The sequence below is a fragment of the Pseudomonas sp. 10-1B genome (assembly GCF_000935045.1).
In the GTDB taxonomy this organism is placed as follows: domain Bacteria; phylum Pseudomonadota; class Gammaproteobacteria; order Pseudomonadales; family Pseudomonadaceae; genus Aquipseudomonas.
This window is the reverse complement of sequence record NZ_JYKS01000011.1, coordinates 83,347-101,131: the sequence shown is the minus strand read 5'-3', so window position 1 is coordinate 101,131 and position 17,785 is coordinate 83,347. Positions and strand designations below refer to the sequence as shown.

Here is a 17,785-nt window from a genome sequence, read left to right as displayed (position 1 = left end):
GCTCAAGGCGCCGAGGTTGGAGTGGAACCATCGCTCCAATCGAAGTCCCGACCGCAGAACGGCACGAAACGTAGCGTGGTGCTGCCAAGTGTCAGGTCTACCGGCCCAGTCAGCTCCATTGGCGTCAGCAAGGGCTGCTCGCCAACATAGCTGAGGCTGCGGCCCGAACCCGGCTGTGCATAGAACGTGTGGTTGCGCGCATCGTAGACGATGCCCAGGTGATGGTTGCGCGAGATGCCATCGTCGCCGAAATCCAGAATAACGGCCTGGTCTGCACCGCGCCCGACGGTATTGATGCCGTAGGTCAGGCTGCGCGAGGCACCTCTGCCAGGCCCCGAGATCACCACCAGCCAACCGACCACCGGCTCTTCCATCACATGGCCAGCCGCGGTGTTGTCGGAGGGAGGTATCCAGCGTCGGGTCTGCGCCTCAAGCGGGCGCGGAGTGGCCGAGGCCTTGGGTGATCCCACGGTGGGGCCATCCAGGGCGGTTTCCGTTGTGGTCGCTGGCGTCGTGCTGGGGACACGTCGGGTGGGCTGGTTGAAGAAATCGTCGGAGTCGCTCATGGTCTGGAACCTCACAGCGAAGGGCAATGACGCTACGGCTCACGACTCAGGCGTATCGCTTCATCGCGAAAACGGCCATCGGCATGCAGTCGCAGATAGAGCACATAGGCTTCGGCCACGCCGACCTGCTGTGCGATGCGGTAATGCTGTTCGTCTAATGCAGCAGTGTTTGCATTCGGCTGCGGAGTGGGTGTGGCAGCGGGGGACGTCGATGGTGCAGGCTCTGGCCTGGATGCCACCTCGACTACTGAAGTCGGCACCGGCTTTGCGGGCGGGGGCGCGACGATGCTGGCACCAGGGGTGTCTGGCGTCGAAAACGCGTTGTAGAAAAAAATCGCGACAGCCACGATCAACACCGCAGCCAGGCCACCGACGATGAGCTGGATGTTGATACCTTGATCGCCGTGATTTGTATCTTGATCTTCGCCCCGCTGCTCTTTTCGCCCCGGCGCAGACGGCGGTTTCTTGGCCTTCGGCACCCTGTTGACACCCGCGCTCAGGGCTTCGCGCCACTCGGCGATGCATTGCGGTCGGTCTCGTTCTTCTGGTGACAGGGCCCAATCGATTGCTGTCAGCAAGGCGGTATCGCTTCGATCCTTGGCGGCCTTGAGCGCTGGCTCGGTGTCATCGTGGCGCACACGCAATGTCGCTTCATGCGGTGGTTGTCCCACCAACGCGACGTAGGCGACGGCAGCCAAGGCATAGAGGTCGGTCCAAGGCCCTTGGTCGCCATGGCTGGAATATTGTTCGATCGGCGCATAACCAGGGGTCAGAACGGTGGAAATCGAGGCGCTACGGGCACCGATGGCTTGGCGAGCTGCGCCAAAGTCAATGAGCACCGGCGAACCGTCCTGGCGCAGGATGATGTTTCCGGGCTTGATGTCTCGATGCAGCATGCCGGACTGGTGAACCAGTTCCAGGCCGTCCAGCAAAGGCAGCAGCAAGCCACGGACCCGGACGGCGTCCAGTGTTCCTGTGGCCCGAATGAGCTCCGACAGGGGGCGGCCATCGGCGAATTCCATGATGATGTAGGCGGTACCGTTGGCTTCCAGGTAGCGCAGCACTCGCACGATATTGCGGTGCTCGAAGCGGCCGAGCGCGCGCGCCTCGTCGATGAAGCCGCGCATCCCCCATTCATACTCGTCCAGGTCGGCCCGCAGCGATGTCCTGGGGGCTACGGTGCGTTGTTCTATACGCACGGCATTGGCGAAGGGGAAGTACTCCTTGATGGCGACGGGTTTATCCAGGTGGGCATCGAGCCCAAGGTATGTAACGCCGAAGCCTCCCGCGCCGAGCATCCGGGTGATGACGTATTCCTGCAACCGGTATCCGGGAGGCAGGGTGTTGCCATTCTCCGTGGCATTGTCGTTGTCCTGGCTCGATGGCAAGTCCGTCATTGGCACGCTCCGGGTTCACATGCTCATGATCGCCTGTACATCGGGCCAGCAACGCCACACAAGGCAGCTCTTCCAGTACGACGCTGTACTGTCAGGAGTTACGACATATATCTTTAGGAATAACCCATAAGGGATATCACTTTGATGTGACTTACAAGAGAAGCACTAACCGCCAAGGTGTGCCAATCATGTCGTTGGGCAGCCGACAGATTGCATGGTAATGCCGTGATGGCGAAGCCGCGGCCAGTGAGATGCTCAAAGTCAGGACCACCACGCCCGGCAGCACGACTTGGAGCGGCCGTCCGGGGGCAGCGAAAAGCATTTTTTACGCACTTTTTACGCTATAGCGTAATGCCATGGATACTGATCGCGCGATGTCAGGGATGGCATACGCCTCTATTCGTCAGTTCAGAGACATACTTCGTGAGCCAGTCCGCTATCGCAGCAAACCACCCCCCATTCCAGCAAGTCCACCGGCATCGGTATGCTCGTCGCCGCAGTCGGTGTGGTCTATGGCGATATCGGAACCAGCCCGCTGTGTACCCTCAAGGAAGTGTTCGCAGGCCATTACGGCGTACAGGCCAACACCGCCGGTGTGCTGGGTGTGCTTTCGCTGGTGTTCTGGTCGCTGCTCTGGGTGGTCTCGCTCAAGTACGTACTGTTCATCCTGCGCGCCGATAACCAGGGTGAGGGTGGCATCATGGCCCTGACCGCACTGGCACACCGGGCAGCAGCACCCTACAAGCGGCTTGGCAAGCTACTGGTGCTGCTCGGCCTGTTCGGCGCCGCGCTGTTCTATGGCGACAGCATGATCACCCCGGCAATCTCCGTATTGTCGGCGGTGGAGGGGTTGCAGCTTGCTTTTGACGGCATCGAGCACTGGGTCGTGCCGCTGTCGGTTGTGGTGCTGGTAGCGCTGTTCCTGATCCGGAAGCACGGCGCGGCGCGGATAGGTATCCTGTTCGGGCCGATCATGGTGCTTTGGTTTGTCGTCCTCGGAGCGTTGGGTATTTATGGCATCGTGCAGCGGCCCGAGGTGCTGCAAGCGCTCAACCCGATCTGGGCGGTGAAGTTCATCCTGCTGGTTTTTCTGGAGCTCGGTGGAGCTCGCTTACAGGCTGTCGGGATCCGAAGAACATTTGGGCATCCATGTAAATCAGAAGGTTATGAATGGGGGGGTTGTACCCCCAGATGTACCCCTTTTTACAGCGGCTACGGGTGGATTACAGTGGACGCGCCGAGGGGGCTGGCGTCGAACGTGCAATCCCTCACCCAGTCGCGCAACTTATGCGTTGGGCCCGTCCCAGTCGCTACGCGTCGCAGCAATCAGCGCATCCCAGTCATCAGGAGGGTTGCCGCGGCCCAGCATCTTCTCGAATACGGCGTAGGGATCGGATTTGCTGCCTGCGGACCGTAGGGTATTTTCGTCGTTGACCCATGCATAGACGATGACCTTGGATTTTGAGTCGTAGCGAAAGAACAGTCGAAAGCGCCTGCCGATTTTTGCCCGCCGCCAATGTCGGTAGGCGGTGCCCAGCGTGTTGCCTTGCCGGAACTCATCACGGTCCGGGTCGACCGGTACAGCCTCCATGATCAGATGGCTCAATGCCCGAAACAGCTTGACGTTGGCATTGCTTTCAAAGCCTTGTGGGTCGTTCTGCTCGGCTCGGGCGGCGGCTTCTTGCAATTTGCGTAGCTGTAAAGTCACACCTTCATGAAACAACAGTGTCCAGCCATGTCGCAGCATCAGATCGCGACCTCACCATCGATATCTTCGTCCAGGTTCACGGAGTGCTTTGCGTTGGCGAGCATGGTTTGCGCCAAGTCTTCCGGCAGAGTGGTGAGGTTGCGGCCGCCTCGGATATCAGCCTCCAGCAAACCCAGGAACGCACCGATGGCAGGGTCTTCATGGATGGCTTCTACGCGGCTGACAACGACTTCTCCGCCGCGCACGTCGAATGCGATCTTGCCTCCAGTGTCTATGCCCAAAAGCTGGCGAACGGATTTGGGCAGTGTGACCTGTCCCTTCGAGGTTAGCGTTGCGATTTCGTGGATGGCAGGCATGGGCGTTCTCCCAGATGTATTGATTGAATGGTAAGGAAAAATCCTTACGTGGTCAATCTTGGTTTTCTGCTGATCAAGCATAGGCGGGGAGGACGCTCAATAGCGCCGCAGGATGAGTTACCCCACTTCCTGGGACACTATCGAATTGCCCTACCTGCTGGGGCAAGACTGCCCCAACATGGATAGGTAGATACCCAGCACAGACGGCCGTAGCCTTGAAGGCTGCTTGGGTCAGCGTTTTTTCGGCAGATGGGGAATTCTTCATCAGCGCCTACAGACAGGGCTACCGTTTATGGTCACCCTGAAGACTTCACCCCCAGCGGCGTCTCTTGCGAAAACGACGTTGCGTTGTTTTCCCACCCTGGGAACTAGTCTTGCTACCTTTGCAGATCATGCAAACTCGGCCGAAAGCGCCAGCTCCACCGCCCAGTGTCGGATCGTAGTAATCCGCCTTTTCCCTGATCTCGCCGCATTTCGAGCACGGCTTGAGCTCTTTGTTAGCCAGGCCTTGAGCCTGAGACTGAATATGGTTGACCGCCTCCGAGATTTGTTCACCCACAGCGATTTCCACTATCTGGTAAAGGCGCTCTGACATGGTAGCGACAGGGTCGTCACCTAGGTTGAAGCGATTAATGCGCAGGAACCGATAGCCGTAACTTTCCAGCGTGAGTTGGCGCTCTACATCGGCCTCGTTCAAATACCGCTCGTGATTACCCACATGAACGTGCTTGCCTTTGGCAAAGTGATAATCGAAGCCGTCGTACTCGATCACGATCTGGATGGGTCCCTTGTTCGACTGGTACGTAACCAGGAAGTCCACGCGCCATTTGGGGTGTTCGTAGGTCGGGTCAAGTTGCTTGAGATACGTCCCTATTTCGAATTGAGCAAAGACATCGATGGCATCCATGTTGGACTGATAAAACCTGGTCTGACGGAACCATTCCAGTACCTTTGCTTCCATGGGGCTGGACTGATCGGTGTCCTCGGCAGCGGGTATTCTGTTGGCGTTCTCCAGAATGTTCGCATAGTGGTTAAGCGCTTGTCCGATGGCTCCACGAAACTCATTGAGCGGTTTGGAGTGTACGAACCAAATCATTTCCTGAGCGCGGCTAAAGCCGACGTTAAGTCGCTGAACCTTTAGTTTCTGCTCGACCGCCTGCTCGGCATCGTTTAGCTCGACAGGGAAGATATAGTTGAGTGCGTCTTCTTCAGCGGTAGCTACCATCGAATAAAAAATTATATGGCGCTCCTCACCTTGGCAACTGTCGAAGGTCATTACCTTCAACCGCAACAGGCGTTCGAAGTCTGCACCACGGGGGTGATTGAACAGCTTTTTGGACAGTAGAGTCTGCTGCTCACGGAAGGGCGAGATGATGCCTACGGTCGGTGGAATTTCCTCCTCGATCAACTCAAGAAGGCGTTCAAGAATGAACTCTGCCTCCGCTTCGTTGGTGCCTCGAGTCACTCTCTTGTCAGATGTATCCACTATGTCGAAACGGATGACTTCATCAACTGGAATGCCACGGATTTTGATGGCTTGCAGCTGGTGCCCATAAAACGTCCCTGAGGAGTATCCAATCAGTTCCTGGTAAGAGCGGAAGTGCTTGCGCAGCATGACTGAGTAGGAAGCCGCGTGATTGCAGAACTCAAGAATGGAGCGTTTAACGTCGAACATGGACAGCCGCTGTAGAGCATCGGCTGCACCGCTGACGTGGGTCGTGAAATAATTTTTTAGTTCATTTCGGTATTTATCATTCTGCTCAATACTGGCGTTCGCCGATTTCACGTTTGAAAATTGTTTGTCATCACCCAGCACAACGACCTTCTTCGCGCGCAACAAAGCAGGTAATGCTTGGGCGACCGAGACCTGCGAGGCCTCGTCGATGACGACTACATCGAACATGTCCGGGGCCAACGGCATGTACTCACCAAACTCGCGAATACTGGCGATGATGACCGGGAAGCTTTCGCGTATGTGCGTGAACTTGTCTTCTGGAAATTTTTGTCGGTTGGCGATTACGCCAGCTAGCGCCCGTGCGTCTGAGCGGTAGTTCTCCATGAAACTCAGTAGGCGCGTGTCCACGTGTGCGTTCATGACTGAGGTATTGAGACGCTCGAGCTGGGTCTTGGTGCCAGCATAATCATACTGGGGCGCCGATGCGAAGGCCTCTCGAGTACGCAGCCAGCCGTGCAGGAAGCGCACGGACAGGGGCCAGAGACGGGCATCATCCTTTGCTTGCTCAAGCAATACATCCACTATTTTGGTATCGACACGACGCAGAATGGCCATGGCTTTTGCCGCATTGCCTGCGTCGAGTTTTGGCGTTTTTCCTCGGGTAAGCAGCCTATAGCAGCCCTCGAATTCGTCTTCTAGATCTTCGCTTTGAAGCTTCAGGCGCAGTTTATTTGCCGCCTCAACGAGGTTGGACAACATCGCTTGCCGTTGCTTGAGCAGCAAGGGGCTACTGACGGGTAGAGCATTAAGTTGACGTTCAACTTCGCGCACTTGTCCGCCACGGAACAGGTAACCGAACAGCGGCATCTTCAGTTGACCATAGCTGACTAGAAGTGCGCCAAGCGTGCGCAGTTGGGAGGGTGACATCGACTCGAACAGATCCCATGGGGCGTCAGAATGTTCCTGTGTGAACGCTACCAGCAATGCGTCCCTTCGCGTTCTGTTCCAAAGGCTTTGTGGGTTAAAGTCACCCTCCGAGAAGACCTCAAGAAGATACTGTTCCACCCCCGATAAGTGCTCGCTGATGCTATCGAGCTCTGAAATCAGGCTGGCTCCACTTGCGCGTTTCAATACTTCCATTACTGACGGGGCAAGTTCAGCGAGCTCGGTTTCGTCTTTGAGCATTGCTTGTACGCTGGACATTTCAATGGCGCCTAATGTAGCCACAGTCAGCTTGATCTGTTCCTTCAGGTTTTCCGAGCGACTTTTTCGCTCGTCTTCGAGCCTGGGCTGATTCGCCTTCATTGCCTTGGCGTAGGCCCCGATCTGGGTGACCGCCTGATTCGAGGTCAGTTTGCGGAAGTTATGGGCTTGCTGGCCGAGTCGGAGTATCGGATTCGGGAAATCGCTATCGTGGCGTACGCGGGACATCGCTTCCGACAGTTTGTCGTAGACCACATCCAGCGCTTCGGTCTTATCCGATAACACCAGGCAGGAGCGCTGATTGAAGGCACAGTCGGCGGCGATGGCTGTGATCGTATGGCTCTTGCCGGTACCCGGAGGGCCGGAGACTACAACAATCTTGCCTTCAGGCTGTCGCACGGCAATCAATACTTTGCGTTGCTCTTCGTTTAGCGGGATGGGGGAGTCGAAGACCATTCGATCCACCATCGGAAGCGCGTCCCAGGTGGTCTCCACAGCCGTAGCGATGGACTTAGGGTTCTCGCGCAGGACACCGCCAACGATGCCCTCGAAAAGTTCAACCACGGCCGATCCACCATGTTTGAGTGCTTCGAGGATCTCTTCATAGTCGTTGAGCAGTGCCTCATCCGAACGTTCATATGCAGCGAGGGACAGTGAGCTGGACAGCCCAACCGCAATTGTCGAGGTGTCCGTCGCAGAGGAGGAGAGGCTGATCTTGCCGCCGAGGTCCATGGCATTTGCAACGCGCTGGAACAGAACGCGGGCCTCTTCGTATATGGACTGCTCGGGTTTGATGTAATGGATTCGTTCGGGTATCGGAGAAACCCACGCACGTTCAAGTCCAGCAGCCAGTTCCTGCAGAACAAAGTCGATAGCCTTACGGTTGGTATATAGCTGGTTGAGCAGCTTCAACTTATAACCGGCCCCTTTTTCCTCCCTATGTACCTCAATGGGAAGAAAGAAGAGTGGATATTGGTTTCCACCGTACTTCACTGCACCGATGTAGAGGTAGAGCTGCATCCCGTCGCTGGTGGCAACATAGGTCTCTAGATCGCGGAATTCATGATAGGCGTCAGCCGCCACAAACCCTTCAAAGAATGCCATCAGTGCCTGGCGAGTCCCCTCAAGAGTTAAGAACTTTGGGATTGTCTCCTTGAGCGGGGCTGAGTCCTGGGTGGCGAGCAGCTTGGCCAGCAGCTCAGGGAGGACTCGGGATAGGTCGCCGCAGACACGATCAACAAGGTCCTTCTCTGCAGCAAATAAAGAGTCCATCACCCAGTACGCTTGATTGCGCAGCGGGCCATCCAAGTGAGCGATCAGAGGTTTGATAATGTGTTCGGCAACTTTGCTGCCCAAGTGGTTTTGGACTGACTCAACCCATAGTTCCGGGTCATCTATCGCTTTTGCGTAGGACTTTACGGTTAACTCTTCCACCGCAGAATGTACAATTGCCAGGGATGATGCGGGAATGGCGTTTACTTGCTCGTGGATCACTTTGCGAAGGACGTCACTGATCGGGCGCGTATAGCGCCGTGGGTCGATCGTCAGTGATAGGTCCTCGCTAGATGGACGCCCCAATAGATTCCATAAGTCGCGGTCCAAGGAGGGGTATGGCGAGGTACGCATGCCCGACCTGAACCCGGTGTCGGTTGTCAGCATGATTCGGCGGCGTGGAGCCTGTTGACGCTTGAAATCTGAGTCTAAAAAGTCGCGAAAATACTGACTGATCCGAGTGGCGACCGGCCGAAGTTGGTGCCCTAGAGTTTCCATGAGGTTCCCCTAAAAAGAGTACTGGACTCTTTGACTCGAAGCCCCGGGCTAGCGGTTCTACGAGCGATCAAAAATTTACGGTGAGATTTGGGGCACAATACTGGCTCTGACACGATCGCGCCATTGCGCGGAGGAATCAGATAACTGACCCAACCTCCGAGGTTTCGTAAGCGGCCAGCAAACACACCTTCAGAATCCCAGCATTAAGGGCGATGGTGTCCACCTAAAAATACGTGGACACCACCGCCCTTATCGCAAGGAACACCATGCGCCAGCGCACCTCTTATCCCAAACCCTTCAAAGCCCAAGTCGTCCAGGAGTGTCTTCAACCTGACGTGTCGATAGCCAGCATCGCGCTGCGCCATGGCATCAACGCCAACCTGGTGCGCAAATGGATTCCGCTCTATCGGGGCCGCCAACCTGACGCGTTACCGGCATTCGTGCCGCTGACTATGAAGCCCGAATCTGAGCCTGCACAACCAACGTTGGCGCGCATCGAAATTCCTTTCAAACAACAAACAGTCACGGTGATCTGGCCCGCTGTCGATCCCGATGGCTGTGCGCGCTTCATTCGCGGTCTCGTCAAATGATTCGCATCGATACAATCTGGCTCGCCACCGAGCCCATGGACATGCGCGCCGGCACCGAAACGGCGTTGGCCCGCGTCGTCGCGGTCTTCGGTGCGGCGAAGCCGCACTGCGCTTATCTCTTTGCCAACCGCCGCGCCAACCGGATGAAGGTGCTGGTGCATGACGGCATTGGCGTGTGGTTGGCAGCACGCCGACTGAACCAAGGTAAATTCCACTGGCCGGGCGTTCGTCACGGCGCTCAAGTGGAACTGGACAGCGAGCAAGTTCAGGCACTCATCGTTGGATTACCTTGGCAACGCATGGGTGCCAACAGCACCATCACACGGCTTTAGTACTGACTATTGGCATAAGCGCCAATCGCCGCCAGTGTGTTGCTCTGGCATGATTGGCGGCATGACTTCTTTACCCGACCTCGACCAACTGACCCCAGCAGAGCTGCGCGCGCTGCTCGAGCAGACGCTGACATTGCAGTCTCAAGTCGAGGCGATGAGTCGCAAGATCCAGAACGACAAGATCGTCATCGAGCAGCTCACTCATGAGATCGCTGTCCTCAAACGTCATAAGTACGCCAAGCGCAGTGAACAGATCAGTCCAGAGCAAGGCCGCTTGCTCGATGATTTGCTCAGCACTGACCTTGAGGCCATCGAAGCTGAGCTGAACGCACTTCATCCCGACCCGGCCCTAAAAGAGCCAGGCCAGAAGCCCAAGCGCGCACCACTGCCTGCACAGCTTCCGCGCACCGTGATTCATCATGAACCCGACAACACTCAATGTGCGTGTGGCTGCGAGCTTCAGCGCATCGGTGAAGATGTCAGCGAAAAGCTCGATTACACGCCGGGCGTGTTCACGGTTGAGCAGCATGTACGTGGAAAGTGGGCCTGCCGAGCTTGCGAAACCCTGATCCAGGCACCGGTTCCGGCGCAAGTCATCGACAAAGGCATCCCCACCGCAGGCCTGCTGGCCCATGTCATGGTGGCCAAGTTCGCCGACCATCTGCCGTTGTACCGGCAGGAAAAGATCTTTGGCCGCGCCGGCCTGGCGATTCCACGCTCGACGCTGGCACGTTGGGTTGGGCAAACCGGCGTGCAGCTTTAACCGCTTGTCGATGCCCTGCGTGAAGCGGTACTGGCTCAACCAGTCATCCACGCCGATGAGACGCCGGTACAGATGTTGGCACCGGGTGAAAAGAAAACACATCGAAGTTATGTGTGGGCTTATAGCACCACTGCTTATGCAGGCTTGAAATCCGTGGTCTACGACTTCAGCCCGAGTCGTGCAGGCGAGCATGCGCGTAACTTCCTCGGCGACTGGACTGGCAAGCTGGTGTGCGATGACTTCGGTGGTTATAAGGCCAGTTTCGAGCAAGGCATCGTTGAGGTTGGCTGCATGGCCCATGCACGCCGCAAATTCTTTGAGTTACATGTAGCGAACAAGAGCCAGCTGGCCGAGCAGGCCCTGCTTTCGATTGGCGCTCTCTACGAGGTCGAACGACAGACCAGGGATATGAGCGAAGAAGACCGCCGGCGAATACGTCAGCGGGATGCGGTTCCCATCGCTGAAAAACTGCATGACTGGATGCTGATCCAGCGCGAGCTGGTACCCGAAGGCTCAGCCATCGCCAAGGCCCTCGATTACAGCTTGAAACGCTGGGTAGCGCTGACGCGCTACCTGGAAGACGGGGCGTTACCCATCGACAACAACCAGATCGAGAACTTGATCAGGCCGTGGGCACTTGGACGCTCCAATTGGTTGTTTGCCGGGTCGCTGCGCAGCGGCCATCATGAGCCTGATTCAGTCGGCTCGCATGAATGGGCATGATCCGTATGCCTATCTCAAGGACGTGTTGACGCGACTGCCAACACAGCGGGCTAGCGAGATTGAGGCTTTGCTGCCGCATCAGTGGACGCCAGCTTAACGAGCGCAAGGTGTGTTCGCTGGCCGCTTAGTGCGCCAGTTAAAGCTGGCGGAGGATAGTCGATGAAAGTTCGATACTGGTAAGAAATGGCGAATCAACCAGGCCCCGAGTCATGCATGTTGCACCGTGAGGTGCAGGGTGAAGCGTTGACAGGGGAAACCGATGGGCCAGCCATTGAGCCGCGTAATCAGGAATTCGGGATGCCGATGCTGTTAAGCGAAGCAGAAGGCAATACGGAGCATGGCGTTATACGCCAGTCATGCTCTGATCCCGCGCGGTCGGAGACCCTGTGCACGTCGGGAAGTCCTGCGCACAGGAACTGGGAGATCTCAGCGGCGCCCGCTGCGCAAGCACCGGGCGGAGCAGGAAAGGCTAAAAGCCGAAACCCTGCTGTCTACGCCGCTGAGAAGTCGGATACGTCCGTAGTACCTGAGAAGCCATCGAACAAAGGGCCTGGCCCTGCGGAGATAGTGGAGGAAAGGGACGTAGCCAAGGGAAACACCAACAAGCCTCCCGCGCCCCGAACACTGAGTCGGATCAGTTGCGCGTCGATGGGACTTGAAGGTGTACGTGAAGCAGCCCGAAGGAACAAGGGCATGCAGTTCACGGCTTTGATGCACCACATCACCCCGCAGTTATTGGCGCAGAGTTTCTATGCCTTGCGCCGCGATGCAGCGGTAGGCGTGGACGGCATGTCGTGGCGGGAATACGAGGAAGGTCTTCTCCTGCGGGTAACTGATTTGCACGCAAGGCTCCACGGTGGAGCCTATCGAACAACGCCATCGCGGCGGGTCTACATTCCCAAAGCCGATGGCAGGCAACGCCCGTTGGGCATTGCCTCTCTGGAGGACAAGATCGTACAGCAGGCGGTCGTTACCGTTCTGAATGCGATCTATGAAGAGGACTTTCTGGGATTCTCATATGGGTTTCGGCCGGGATGTAGCCAGCACGATGCACTGGATGCGTTGACGGTCGCGCTGAAGGGCCAGAAGGTGAACTGGATATTGGACGCGGATATCACGTCGTTCTTTGATGAGATCGACCATGAATGGATGCTGATGTTTCTGGGACACCGGATTCTAGACCGGCGCGTGCTCGGGCTTATCTGCAAATGGCTTCAGGCGGGTGTTATGGAAGATGGCCGTAGGGTGGCTGCGACCAAGGGGACGCCCCAAGGCGCAGTGATATCGCCAGTGCTGGCGAATATCTATCTTCACTACGTGTTGGATCTGTGGGCAAGGCAGTGGCGCCAGCGGCATGCCCGTGGCGATGTAATTATTGTGCGTTACGCGGACGACAGCGTGGTGGGTTTCAGGACGAAAGTGCAGGCTCAGCAGTTTCTGGTGCAGTTGCAGGAACGGTTGGCCAAGTTCGGTTTATCGCTCAACGCCTCGAAAACACGACTGATTGAGTTCGGTCGTTTTGCCGCGAGAAATCGTAGGAAGCGGGGTTTAGGTAAACCGCAGGCTTTTGACTTCCTGGGCTTCACACACTGTTGTAGTACCAACAGAAACGGTGGCTTTCAAATACTGCGACTGACGGTCAAGAAGCGAATGCGTGCAACGCTGTTGGCCATTCGGCATGAGCTGAAACGTCGACGTCATGAATCCATCCGGGTTCAAGGGCAACGGCTCACTCGGGTGGTGAGCGGTTACTTCAATTACCATGCGGTGCCGGGAAACCTGATACGTCTGGGAGGTTTTCGTTCGGCGGTCTGCCGTCTATGGAGGCAAGCCCTCAAACGTCGTAGCCAGCGTAATCGGCTTCAATGGTCACGCTATGGACGCCTTGCTGACTTCTACATACCTAGACCCAGAAATGCACATCCTTACCCTGAGGATCGCTTCGCGTCACATACCCGAGGCAGGAGCCGTATGCGGTAGTTCCGCACGTACGGATCTGTGCGGGGGGCGGCAGGTAACTGCCGTCCCTACCGCGACCGAATGGAGAGCGACTTTGCCCTGGTAGTTGAAACCGCTCCAGGAGGGTGAAGCATCGAAAGCCATCAGACAATCTCCAGCGCCATCACAAAAATTTTCGACGGTAGGGAGGTCAATTGGCGAACGCTAGCGTCTCCCTACGCAGCCCCAGATCATAAGGGAAATTTGTGGCTATCTGCCATCTTTCCGAAGAGCGGTGACGTGCAGTAACCCCTGAGTTAGCCCGCTCTGATATGGGGCTCATCGCAAGCTGTACCCACTGGCGAGCTCATTGAGGGTTTCAGGGCGCCTTGGAGGGCTTCGCGGCCGTTGCCTTAGTCGCGGCCTTTGCTTTTTTCGTCTTGGTTGACGCACCTGATGTAGGTGGAATCTTCTCGATCAGCTCTTTGCCGATCTTCATACCCGTGCGTCGCAATCGATCACAGGCTGCCATGAAGCTAACTTTGCTGAAGAAGGGGATTCCCAAAGAACCACCTTTATAGGGTGGCCGCATGATTCCGTACACTACGGTGTAGTCACTACGATTGAAGTCAGATTTTCGCCCGTCCGGGAGTGACTTCAAAAATGCGCTTCCACCCTTGGTCTTCGAGACGGTGTCCTTCAGCTTCGTGCGGAATTTGCTATCTGCCACGAAGGCCTCAGCGCTGACCACACCTTGCATCCACAGGTGGCTGATGGGCCCTGATGAACCGCCATCCTTCAAATGGATGAATATCTTGTCGTTTGAGTAGAAGTCACAAGGCTCAAGGTTGCCCGCAGTGACGCCCTCGGGGTTGATTTTGGTACGGTCTAGCTTGATCAAGTCGGGACGCTTAGCAGTGATGTCCGCAATCAGCTCTTCCTCGTTCAGACATGAGGTTCGACCGATGATGCTGAAGTCCGGAATTCTATCGAAATGTTTTTCGACCAGATCTTTGAAGGTTGCGGAAATTTCGTACCATTTTCCTGCAAATAGCACGTAGTGCGTCCGCGTCGGCTTGGTTAGCGTGCACTCCCAGTTCAGGCAGTCATAAACCTTCCAGCCAATCGGTTCGCCAGACTTTTGGCTCACGGAGCGGACCCGGTGCGAGGACTTCATGACCTCCATCGTTTGAGTGCAGGTCAGCCGATTTAGCTCGTCCACGTAATCGGTGATGGATAGCTTGGTGAACTCGCACTTGCGGCTACCAAAACCGGTGTACCCCAGTTCTGCGCCCTCTTGGTAATCAAGGATCTCTGGAGGGGACATGTGCAATAGGCTGTTGGCGCCTCCGCGGATCGCACGAATCTCGCTATAGAGCTGCCGATCCAAGATCTTCAACCGCTCAGAACTGGTCTCCTCCCTGACGTTGTCAAACCAGGCGTAATCGCGTTTGTAGGCGATTGACTTATAAGCCTTTAGAATTTCCGCGCACTTGTCGTGAAACTCGGACGGAGCCAGCGGGGCGTCTAGGCTTAGCGCGTCTTTGCCGGCAACAAACTTGGCAAATCCATCGTCACTGGGCTGACCGCCCGCCACTCTGGCCAGGTCTCGTAGTGTGTCCATACCAAACTGGCTGAAATCCGAGAGTTTGCTGGCTTGTATCCGCTTCTGAAATGTCACCGCGTCTGGAGTTGCGAGATCAAGGCTAAGCAAGCTACCTCGCGGCACAGTGTTGAGCGCCACCTTCAGTCCAAATTGATGAACGAAGGCATCTTCCTCCAGCGCGAGGTGGGCATAGCCAAAACAAAGGGCCATCCAGCGGTTTTGTACGTACAAAAAGAGGATGGCTGCAGAACCGCTGGAGTGCAGGCTTCCGAGAGGATCTGAGATGTGGGGCTCGAGCAGGGCCAGCCATTCAGGAGTTCGGTCATACACCTGGCCGTAGTAGAGGATGCCTTCTCCGCCACCCTCCCAGTCCTGCCCCTTCAACTCCTTAGCGCCGCTTGGCCCATATTTCGGGCTGAGGCCATCCTCTGGATCTAGGTTCGGCTTCAGTAGCCGCACCGTGATTGAGTTGACGCCAATCCTGCTCATTACCACCCCTTAGCGAATGACCAATTCAGACATATTTGGATCCGATTCTTGCTTACAGTGATGTCAAATTGCAATGAGTGCCGATATTCTGGTGGCTAGGCGGCAGTGACTAGGACCTGGATGCAGTAGTCAGGTACAGGACAGGATTGTGGCCTGGTGCGGGCAGCGATTACTTGAGCGGGATAGCGAGGGCGCTGGTGAAGGATGTGGCGCATTCGATTTCTGTCTGTAAGCGTTCGGCAAAGTCACCTTCCGAACTACAGCATTAAGGGCGATGTTGCCCGCGTATTAAGTGAACACCATGGCCTTCGGCGGTGGAGTCGGGAAGGTGTGGTCGCCGGCCCTTACAGATGGGCCTTAGACTGGGGGTATCATTTTCAAACCATCCAAAGCATAGCCTCAGATTTGCCCCCAATGTAGCCACCCACTGGAAGTGAATGGACCTCCATGGTCTGTGGAAAGGCAGAAGTAATCAGATAAACAGCCTATCCGACGACACCTAAAGACTATCAGGGTCGCCAAAAAACATCTGTATCCGCGACCTCAACCACCGCTCCGCCGGGTCATTGTCCTGCGCCCCGCGCCAGGCCATGTGCAGTTCGAAACTGCGCACCTCGATCGGCAGGTCCTCGGCGCGCAAGCCGCCCGCCGCAGTCAGCGCATCCGCCGTGTAGTCCGGCACCGTGGCGACGATATCGGTGCCTGCCAGCAAACTCCCCAGCCCGTTGAACTGCGGCACCGCCAGCACCACATGGCGCTTGCGGCCAATCTCGTCCAGCGCTTCGTCGATGAACCCGGACAGGTCACCGGCAAACGATACCAGCGCATGGGGCCGCGCGCAGAAGTCGTCCAGGCTGATGCTGCCGGGCACGCTGTCGGCGCGCAGCAGTTTCGGCATGCTGCGGCGCAGTACTTTGCGCTTGGCATTGGCCGGCAATTCGTTGGTGTAGCTGACTCCCACCGAGATCTCGCCCGAAGCCAACAGCGTCGGCATCAGCAGGTAATTGACCCGGCGCACCACCAGCACGATACCCGGTGCTTCGGCGCGGATGCGCTTGAGCAACTGCGGCAGCAGGGCGAATTCGGCGTCGTCCGACAGGCCGATGCGAAACACCGCGTTGCTGGTGGCTGGGTCGAATTCGGCTGCACGGCTGACGGCGGTGGAAATCGAGTCCAGCGCGGGGGACAGCAGGGCAAAGATCTCCTGGGCTCGCGCCGAGGGTTCCATACTGCGGCCGGTGCGCACGAACAGCGGGTCGTCGAACAGGTTGCGCAGGCGCGACAGGGCCGCGCTGATGGCGGGCTGGCCGAGGAACAGTTTTTCCGCGGCACGGGTCACGCTGCGTTCATGCATCAGTGTTTCGAACACGATCAGCAGGTTGAGGTCTACGCGACGCAAGTCGTTTCGATTCATCGGTGCGCTTCGCCTAAAGTGGGGCAGGGGTGAATCTTAAGGCCAAAGGCTGTTACCCTGCACGGGTTTAGGGGGACCAATCGCAGGGAAAGTCAGGTGCCCAATCGATGACAAGCATGTCGACTATCAATGACCACTGATGGTCTAACCGCCAAAGCCCGGATAAAGTCAGTGGTAATTAGAGGTTCACAAAGGCGAGGTATGCGATGTCCCGCATGATCCGTTTCCACAAGTTCGGCGCTGCCGATGTGCTCCATTGCGAGGAGCAGGCCGAACCGTCACCCGCTGCCAACGAGGTGCAGGTCCGCGTCGAGGCGGTTGGCGTCAGCTGGTATGACGTGCTCTGGCGCCAGAACCTGGCACCGTCCCAGGCACGCTTGCCGGCAGGGATCGGCCATGAGATGGCCGGGGTGGTCACAGCGGTCGGCGAAGGGGTCGAGGACATTGCGGTGGGCGACCGGGTCGCCAGCTTCCCTGCCACCAGTGCCAATGACCACCCGGTGTATGGCGATGTGATTGTGCTGCCGCGTACAGCCATTACCCGTTACCCGGATGTGCTCACCCCGATCGAGGCCAGCGTGCACTACACGCCGCTGCTGATCGCCTATTTCGCCTACGTCGACCTGGCCCGGGCCAAGGCCGGGCAGACCGCGTTGGTTACCGATGCCAGCCACTGTGCGGGCCCTGCCTTCGTGCAACTGGGCAAGGCCCTGGGGCTGAAGGTGTTCGCTGCCACCAAGGAAGCGGAACAGCGGGAGTACCTGCTGGGCCTGGGTGCCGACAAGGTGATCGTGACCGAAGAGCAGGACCTGCTGCTGCAGATTGGCAAGTACACCGAGGGCCGGGGTGTGGATATGGTGCTCGATGGCATGGGCGGGCCGCAGATGTCGCTGTTGGGCGATGTGCTGGCGCCCCGTGGCAGCCTGGTGCTGTATGGCCTGCAGGGCGGCAACCAGACGCCGTTCCCGGCCTGCGCGGCATTCCAGAAGAACATTCAGTTCTATGTGCATTGCATCGGCAATTTCACCGGTAAGCCAGAGCTGGGCATCAGCCAGGACCAGGTGGCGCTGCAACGGGCCCTGCGCGATATCAACCAGTTCACCGCCGACCAGTTGCTGACACCGCAAATCATCAAGGTGTATCCGTTCGAGCAGGTGGTGGAGGCGCATCGCTACATGGACCAATGCCCGTGCGGCGGTCGCGTGGTGCTGGACATGGCGCAACACTGAGGTCTATTGGCACTGTTGAGGAACCT

The 17,785-nt window shown here is 57.2% G+C and carries 11 protein-coding genes and 2 pseudogenes; 6 read left to right on the top strand and 7 right to left on the bottom strand.

All coding sequences use genetic code 11. The annotated features are described in order from the left end of the window. Positions 1-2: 2 nt before the first annotated feature. Both TZ03_RS08285 and TZ03_RS08280 read right to left on the bottom strand, forming a co-directional pair. Positions 3-566, bottom strand: coding sequence for an FHA domain-containing protein (locus tag TZ03_RS08285; RefSeq protein ID WP_152645397.1), 564 nt, complete (start codon positions 564-566; stop codon positions 3-5). A gap of 32 nt (positions 567-598) precedes the next feature. Next, positions 599-1,963, bottom strand: coding sequence for a serine/threonine protein kinase (locus TZ03_RS08280; RefSeq protein WP_053388409.1), 1,365 nt, complete (start codon positions 1,961-1,963; stop codon positions 599-601). 423 nt (positions 1,964-2,386) lie between these two features. Between TZ03_RS08280 and TZ03_RS08275 the strand changes: the two are divergent. Further along, positions 2,387-3,038, top strand: a pseudogene (locus TZ03_RS08275) (KUP/HAK/KT family potassium transporter); the annotation flags it as partial. A 210-nt stretch (positions 3,039-3,248) separates the two neighbouring features. On the opposite strand, the gene TZ03_RS28530 reads toward TZ03_RS08275, so the two are convergent. The 3 genes from TZ03_RS28530 to TZ03_RS08260 form a co-directional block, all read right to left on the bottom strand. Then, positions 3,249-3,710, bottom strand: coding sequence for a type II toxin-antitoxin system YhaV family toxin (locus TZ03_RS28530; protein WP_082056576.1), 462 nt, complete (start codon positions 3,708-3,710; stop codon positions 3,249-3,251). Next, on the bottom strand, positions 3,710-4,027 hold the full coding sequence (locus TZ03_RS08265; RefSeq protein ID WP_051097102.1) for a type II toxin-antitoxin system PrlF family antitoxin: 318 nt from the start codon (positions 4,025-4,027) through the stop codon (positions 3,710-3,712). The genes TZ03_RS28530 and TZ03_RS08265 overlap by 1 nt, the downstream gene beginning before the upstream one ends. Before the next feature lie 310 nt (positions 4,028-4,337). Continuing rightward, positions 4,338-8,531 carry an AAA domain-containing protein gene (locus TZ03_RS08260; RefSeq protein WP_160297740.1) on the bottom strand — a complete coding sequence of 1,398 codons (4,194 nt, stop codon included), beginning with the start codon at positions 8,529-8,531 and terminating at the stop codon, positions 4,338-4,340. Positions 8,532-8,941: 410 nt separating this feature from the next. On the opposite strand from TZ03_RS08260, the gene tnpA reads away from it, so the two are divergent. The 4 genes and pseudogenes from tnpA to ltrA all read left to right on the top strand — a co-directional run bounded on the left by tnpA (position 8,942) and on the right by ltrA (position 13,063). Next, complete coding sequence (tnpA, locus tag TZ03_RS08255) at positions 8,942-9,265, top strand: IS66-like element accessory protein TnpA (RefSeq protein ID WP_051096938.1); 324 nt, start codon at positions 8,942-8,944, stop codon at positions 9,263-9,265. Next, positions 9,262-9,597 carry an IS66 family insertion sequence element accessory protein TnpB gene (gene tnpB / locus TZ03_RS31465; RefSeq protein ID WP_003253613.1) on the top strand — a complete coding sequence of 112 codons (336 nt, stop codon included), beginning with the start codon at positions 9,262-9,264 and terminating at the stop codon, positions 9,595-9,597. The genes tnpA and tnpB overlap by 4 nt, the downstream gene beginning before the upstream one ends. Positions 9,598-9,658: 61 nt before the next feature. Beyond that, positions 9,659-11,180, top strand: a pseudogene (gene tnpC, locus TZ03_RS08245) (IS66 family transposase). A gap of 596 nt (positions 11,181-11,776) precedes the next feature. Next, positions 11,777-13,063 carry a group II intron reverse transcriptase/maturase gene (gene ltrA, locus TZ03_RS08240; protein WP_177328448.1) on the top strand — a complete coding sequence of 429 codons (1,287 nt, stop codon included), beginning with the start codon at positions 11,777-11,779 and terminating at the stop codon, positions 13,061-13,063. Between the two features lie 337 nt (positions 13,064-13,400). Here ltrA and TZ03_RS08235 read toward each other — a convergent pair whose 3' ends face one another. Together TZ03_RS08235 and TZ03_RS08230 are read right to left on the bottom strand one after the other, a co-directional pair. Further along, a complete protein-coding gene (locus tag TZ03_RS08235) occupies positions 13,401-15,116 on the bottom strand; it encodes a DUF6119 family protein (RefSeq protein WP_051096934.1) in 1,716 nt (571 codons plus the stop codon). A 499-nt stretch (positions 15,117-15,615) separates the two neighbouring features. Continuing rightward, complete coding sequence (locus tag TZ03_RS08230) at positions 15,616-16,530, bottom strand: LysR family transcriptional regulator (protein WP_051096932.1); 915 nt, start codon at positions 16,528-16,530, stop codon at positions 15,616-15,618. A 206-nt stretch (positions 16,531-16,736) separates the two neighbouring features. Here TZ03_RS08230 and TZ03_RS08225 point away from each other — a divergent pair, with 206 nt between their 5' ends. Continuing rightward, positions 16,737-17,759 carry a zinc-dependent alcohol dehydrogenase family protein gene (locus tag TZ03_RS08225; RefSeq protein WP_051096930.1) on the top strand — a complete coding sequence of 341 codons (1,023 nt, stop codon included), beginning with the start codon at positions 16,737-16,739 and terminating at the stop codon, positions 17,757-17,759. The last annotated feature ends 26 nt before the right edge of the window (positions 17,760-17,785 follow it).

Excerpts from the sequence above, each read along its gene's own strand:
- TZ03_RS08285 (WP_152645397.1), bottom strand. The coding sequence starts at position 566 with ATGAGCGACTCCGACGATTTCTTCAACCAGCCCACCCGACGTGTCCCC.
- TZ03_RS08280 (WP_053388409.1), bottom strand. The coding sequence starts at position 1,963 with ATGACGGACTTGCCATCGAGCCAGGACAACGACAATGCCACGGAGAAT.
- TZ03_RS28530 (WP_082056576.1), bottom strand. The coding sequence starts at position 3,710 with ATGCTGCGACATGGCTGGACACTGTTGTTTCATGAAGGTGTGACTTTA.
- TZ03_RS08265 (WP_051097102.1), bottom strand. The coding sequence starts at position 4,027 with ATGCCTGCCATCCACGAAATCGCAACGCTAACCTCGAAGGGACAGGTC.
- TZ03_RS08260 (WP_160297740.1), bottom strand. The coding sequence starts at position 8,531 with ATGCGTACCTCGCCATACCCCTCCTTGGACCGCGACTTATGGAATCTA.
- tnpA (WP_051096938.1), top strand. The coding sequence starts at position 8,942 with ATGCGCCAGCGCACCTCTTATCCCAAACCCTTCAAAGCCCAAGTCGTC.
- tnpB (WP_003253613.1), top strand. The coding sequence starts at position 9,262 with ATGATTCGCATCGATACAATCTGGCTCGCCACCGAGCCCATGGACATG.
- ltrA (WP_177328448.1), top strand. The coding sequence starts at position 11,777 with ATGCAGTTCACGGCTTTGATGCACCACATCACCCCGCAGTTATTGGCG.
- TZ03_RS08235 (WP_051096934.1), bottom strand. The coding sequence starts at position 15,116 with ATGAGCAGGATTGGCGTCAACTCAATCACGGTGCGGCTACTGAAGCCG.
- TZ03_RS08230 (WP_051096932.1), bottom strand. The coding sequence starts at position 16,530 with ATGAATCGAAACGACTTGCGTCGCGTAGACCTCAACCTGCTGATCGTG.
- TZ03_RS08225 (WP_051096930.1), top strand. The coding sequence starts at position 16,737 with ATGTCCCGCATGATCCGTTTCCACAAGTTCGGCGCTGCCGATGTGCTC.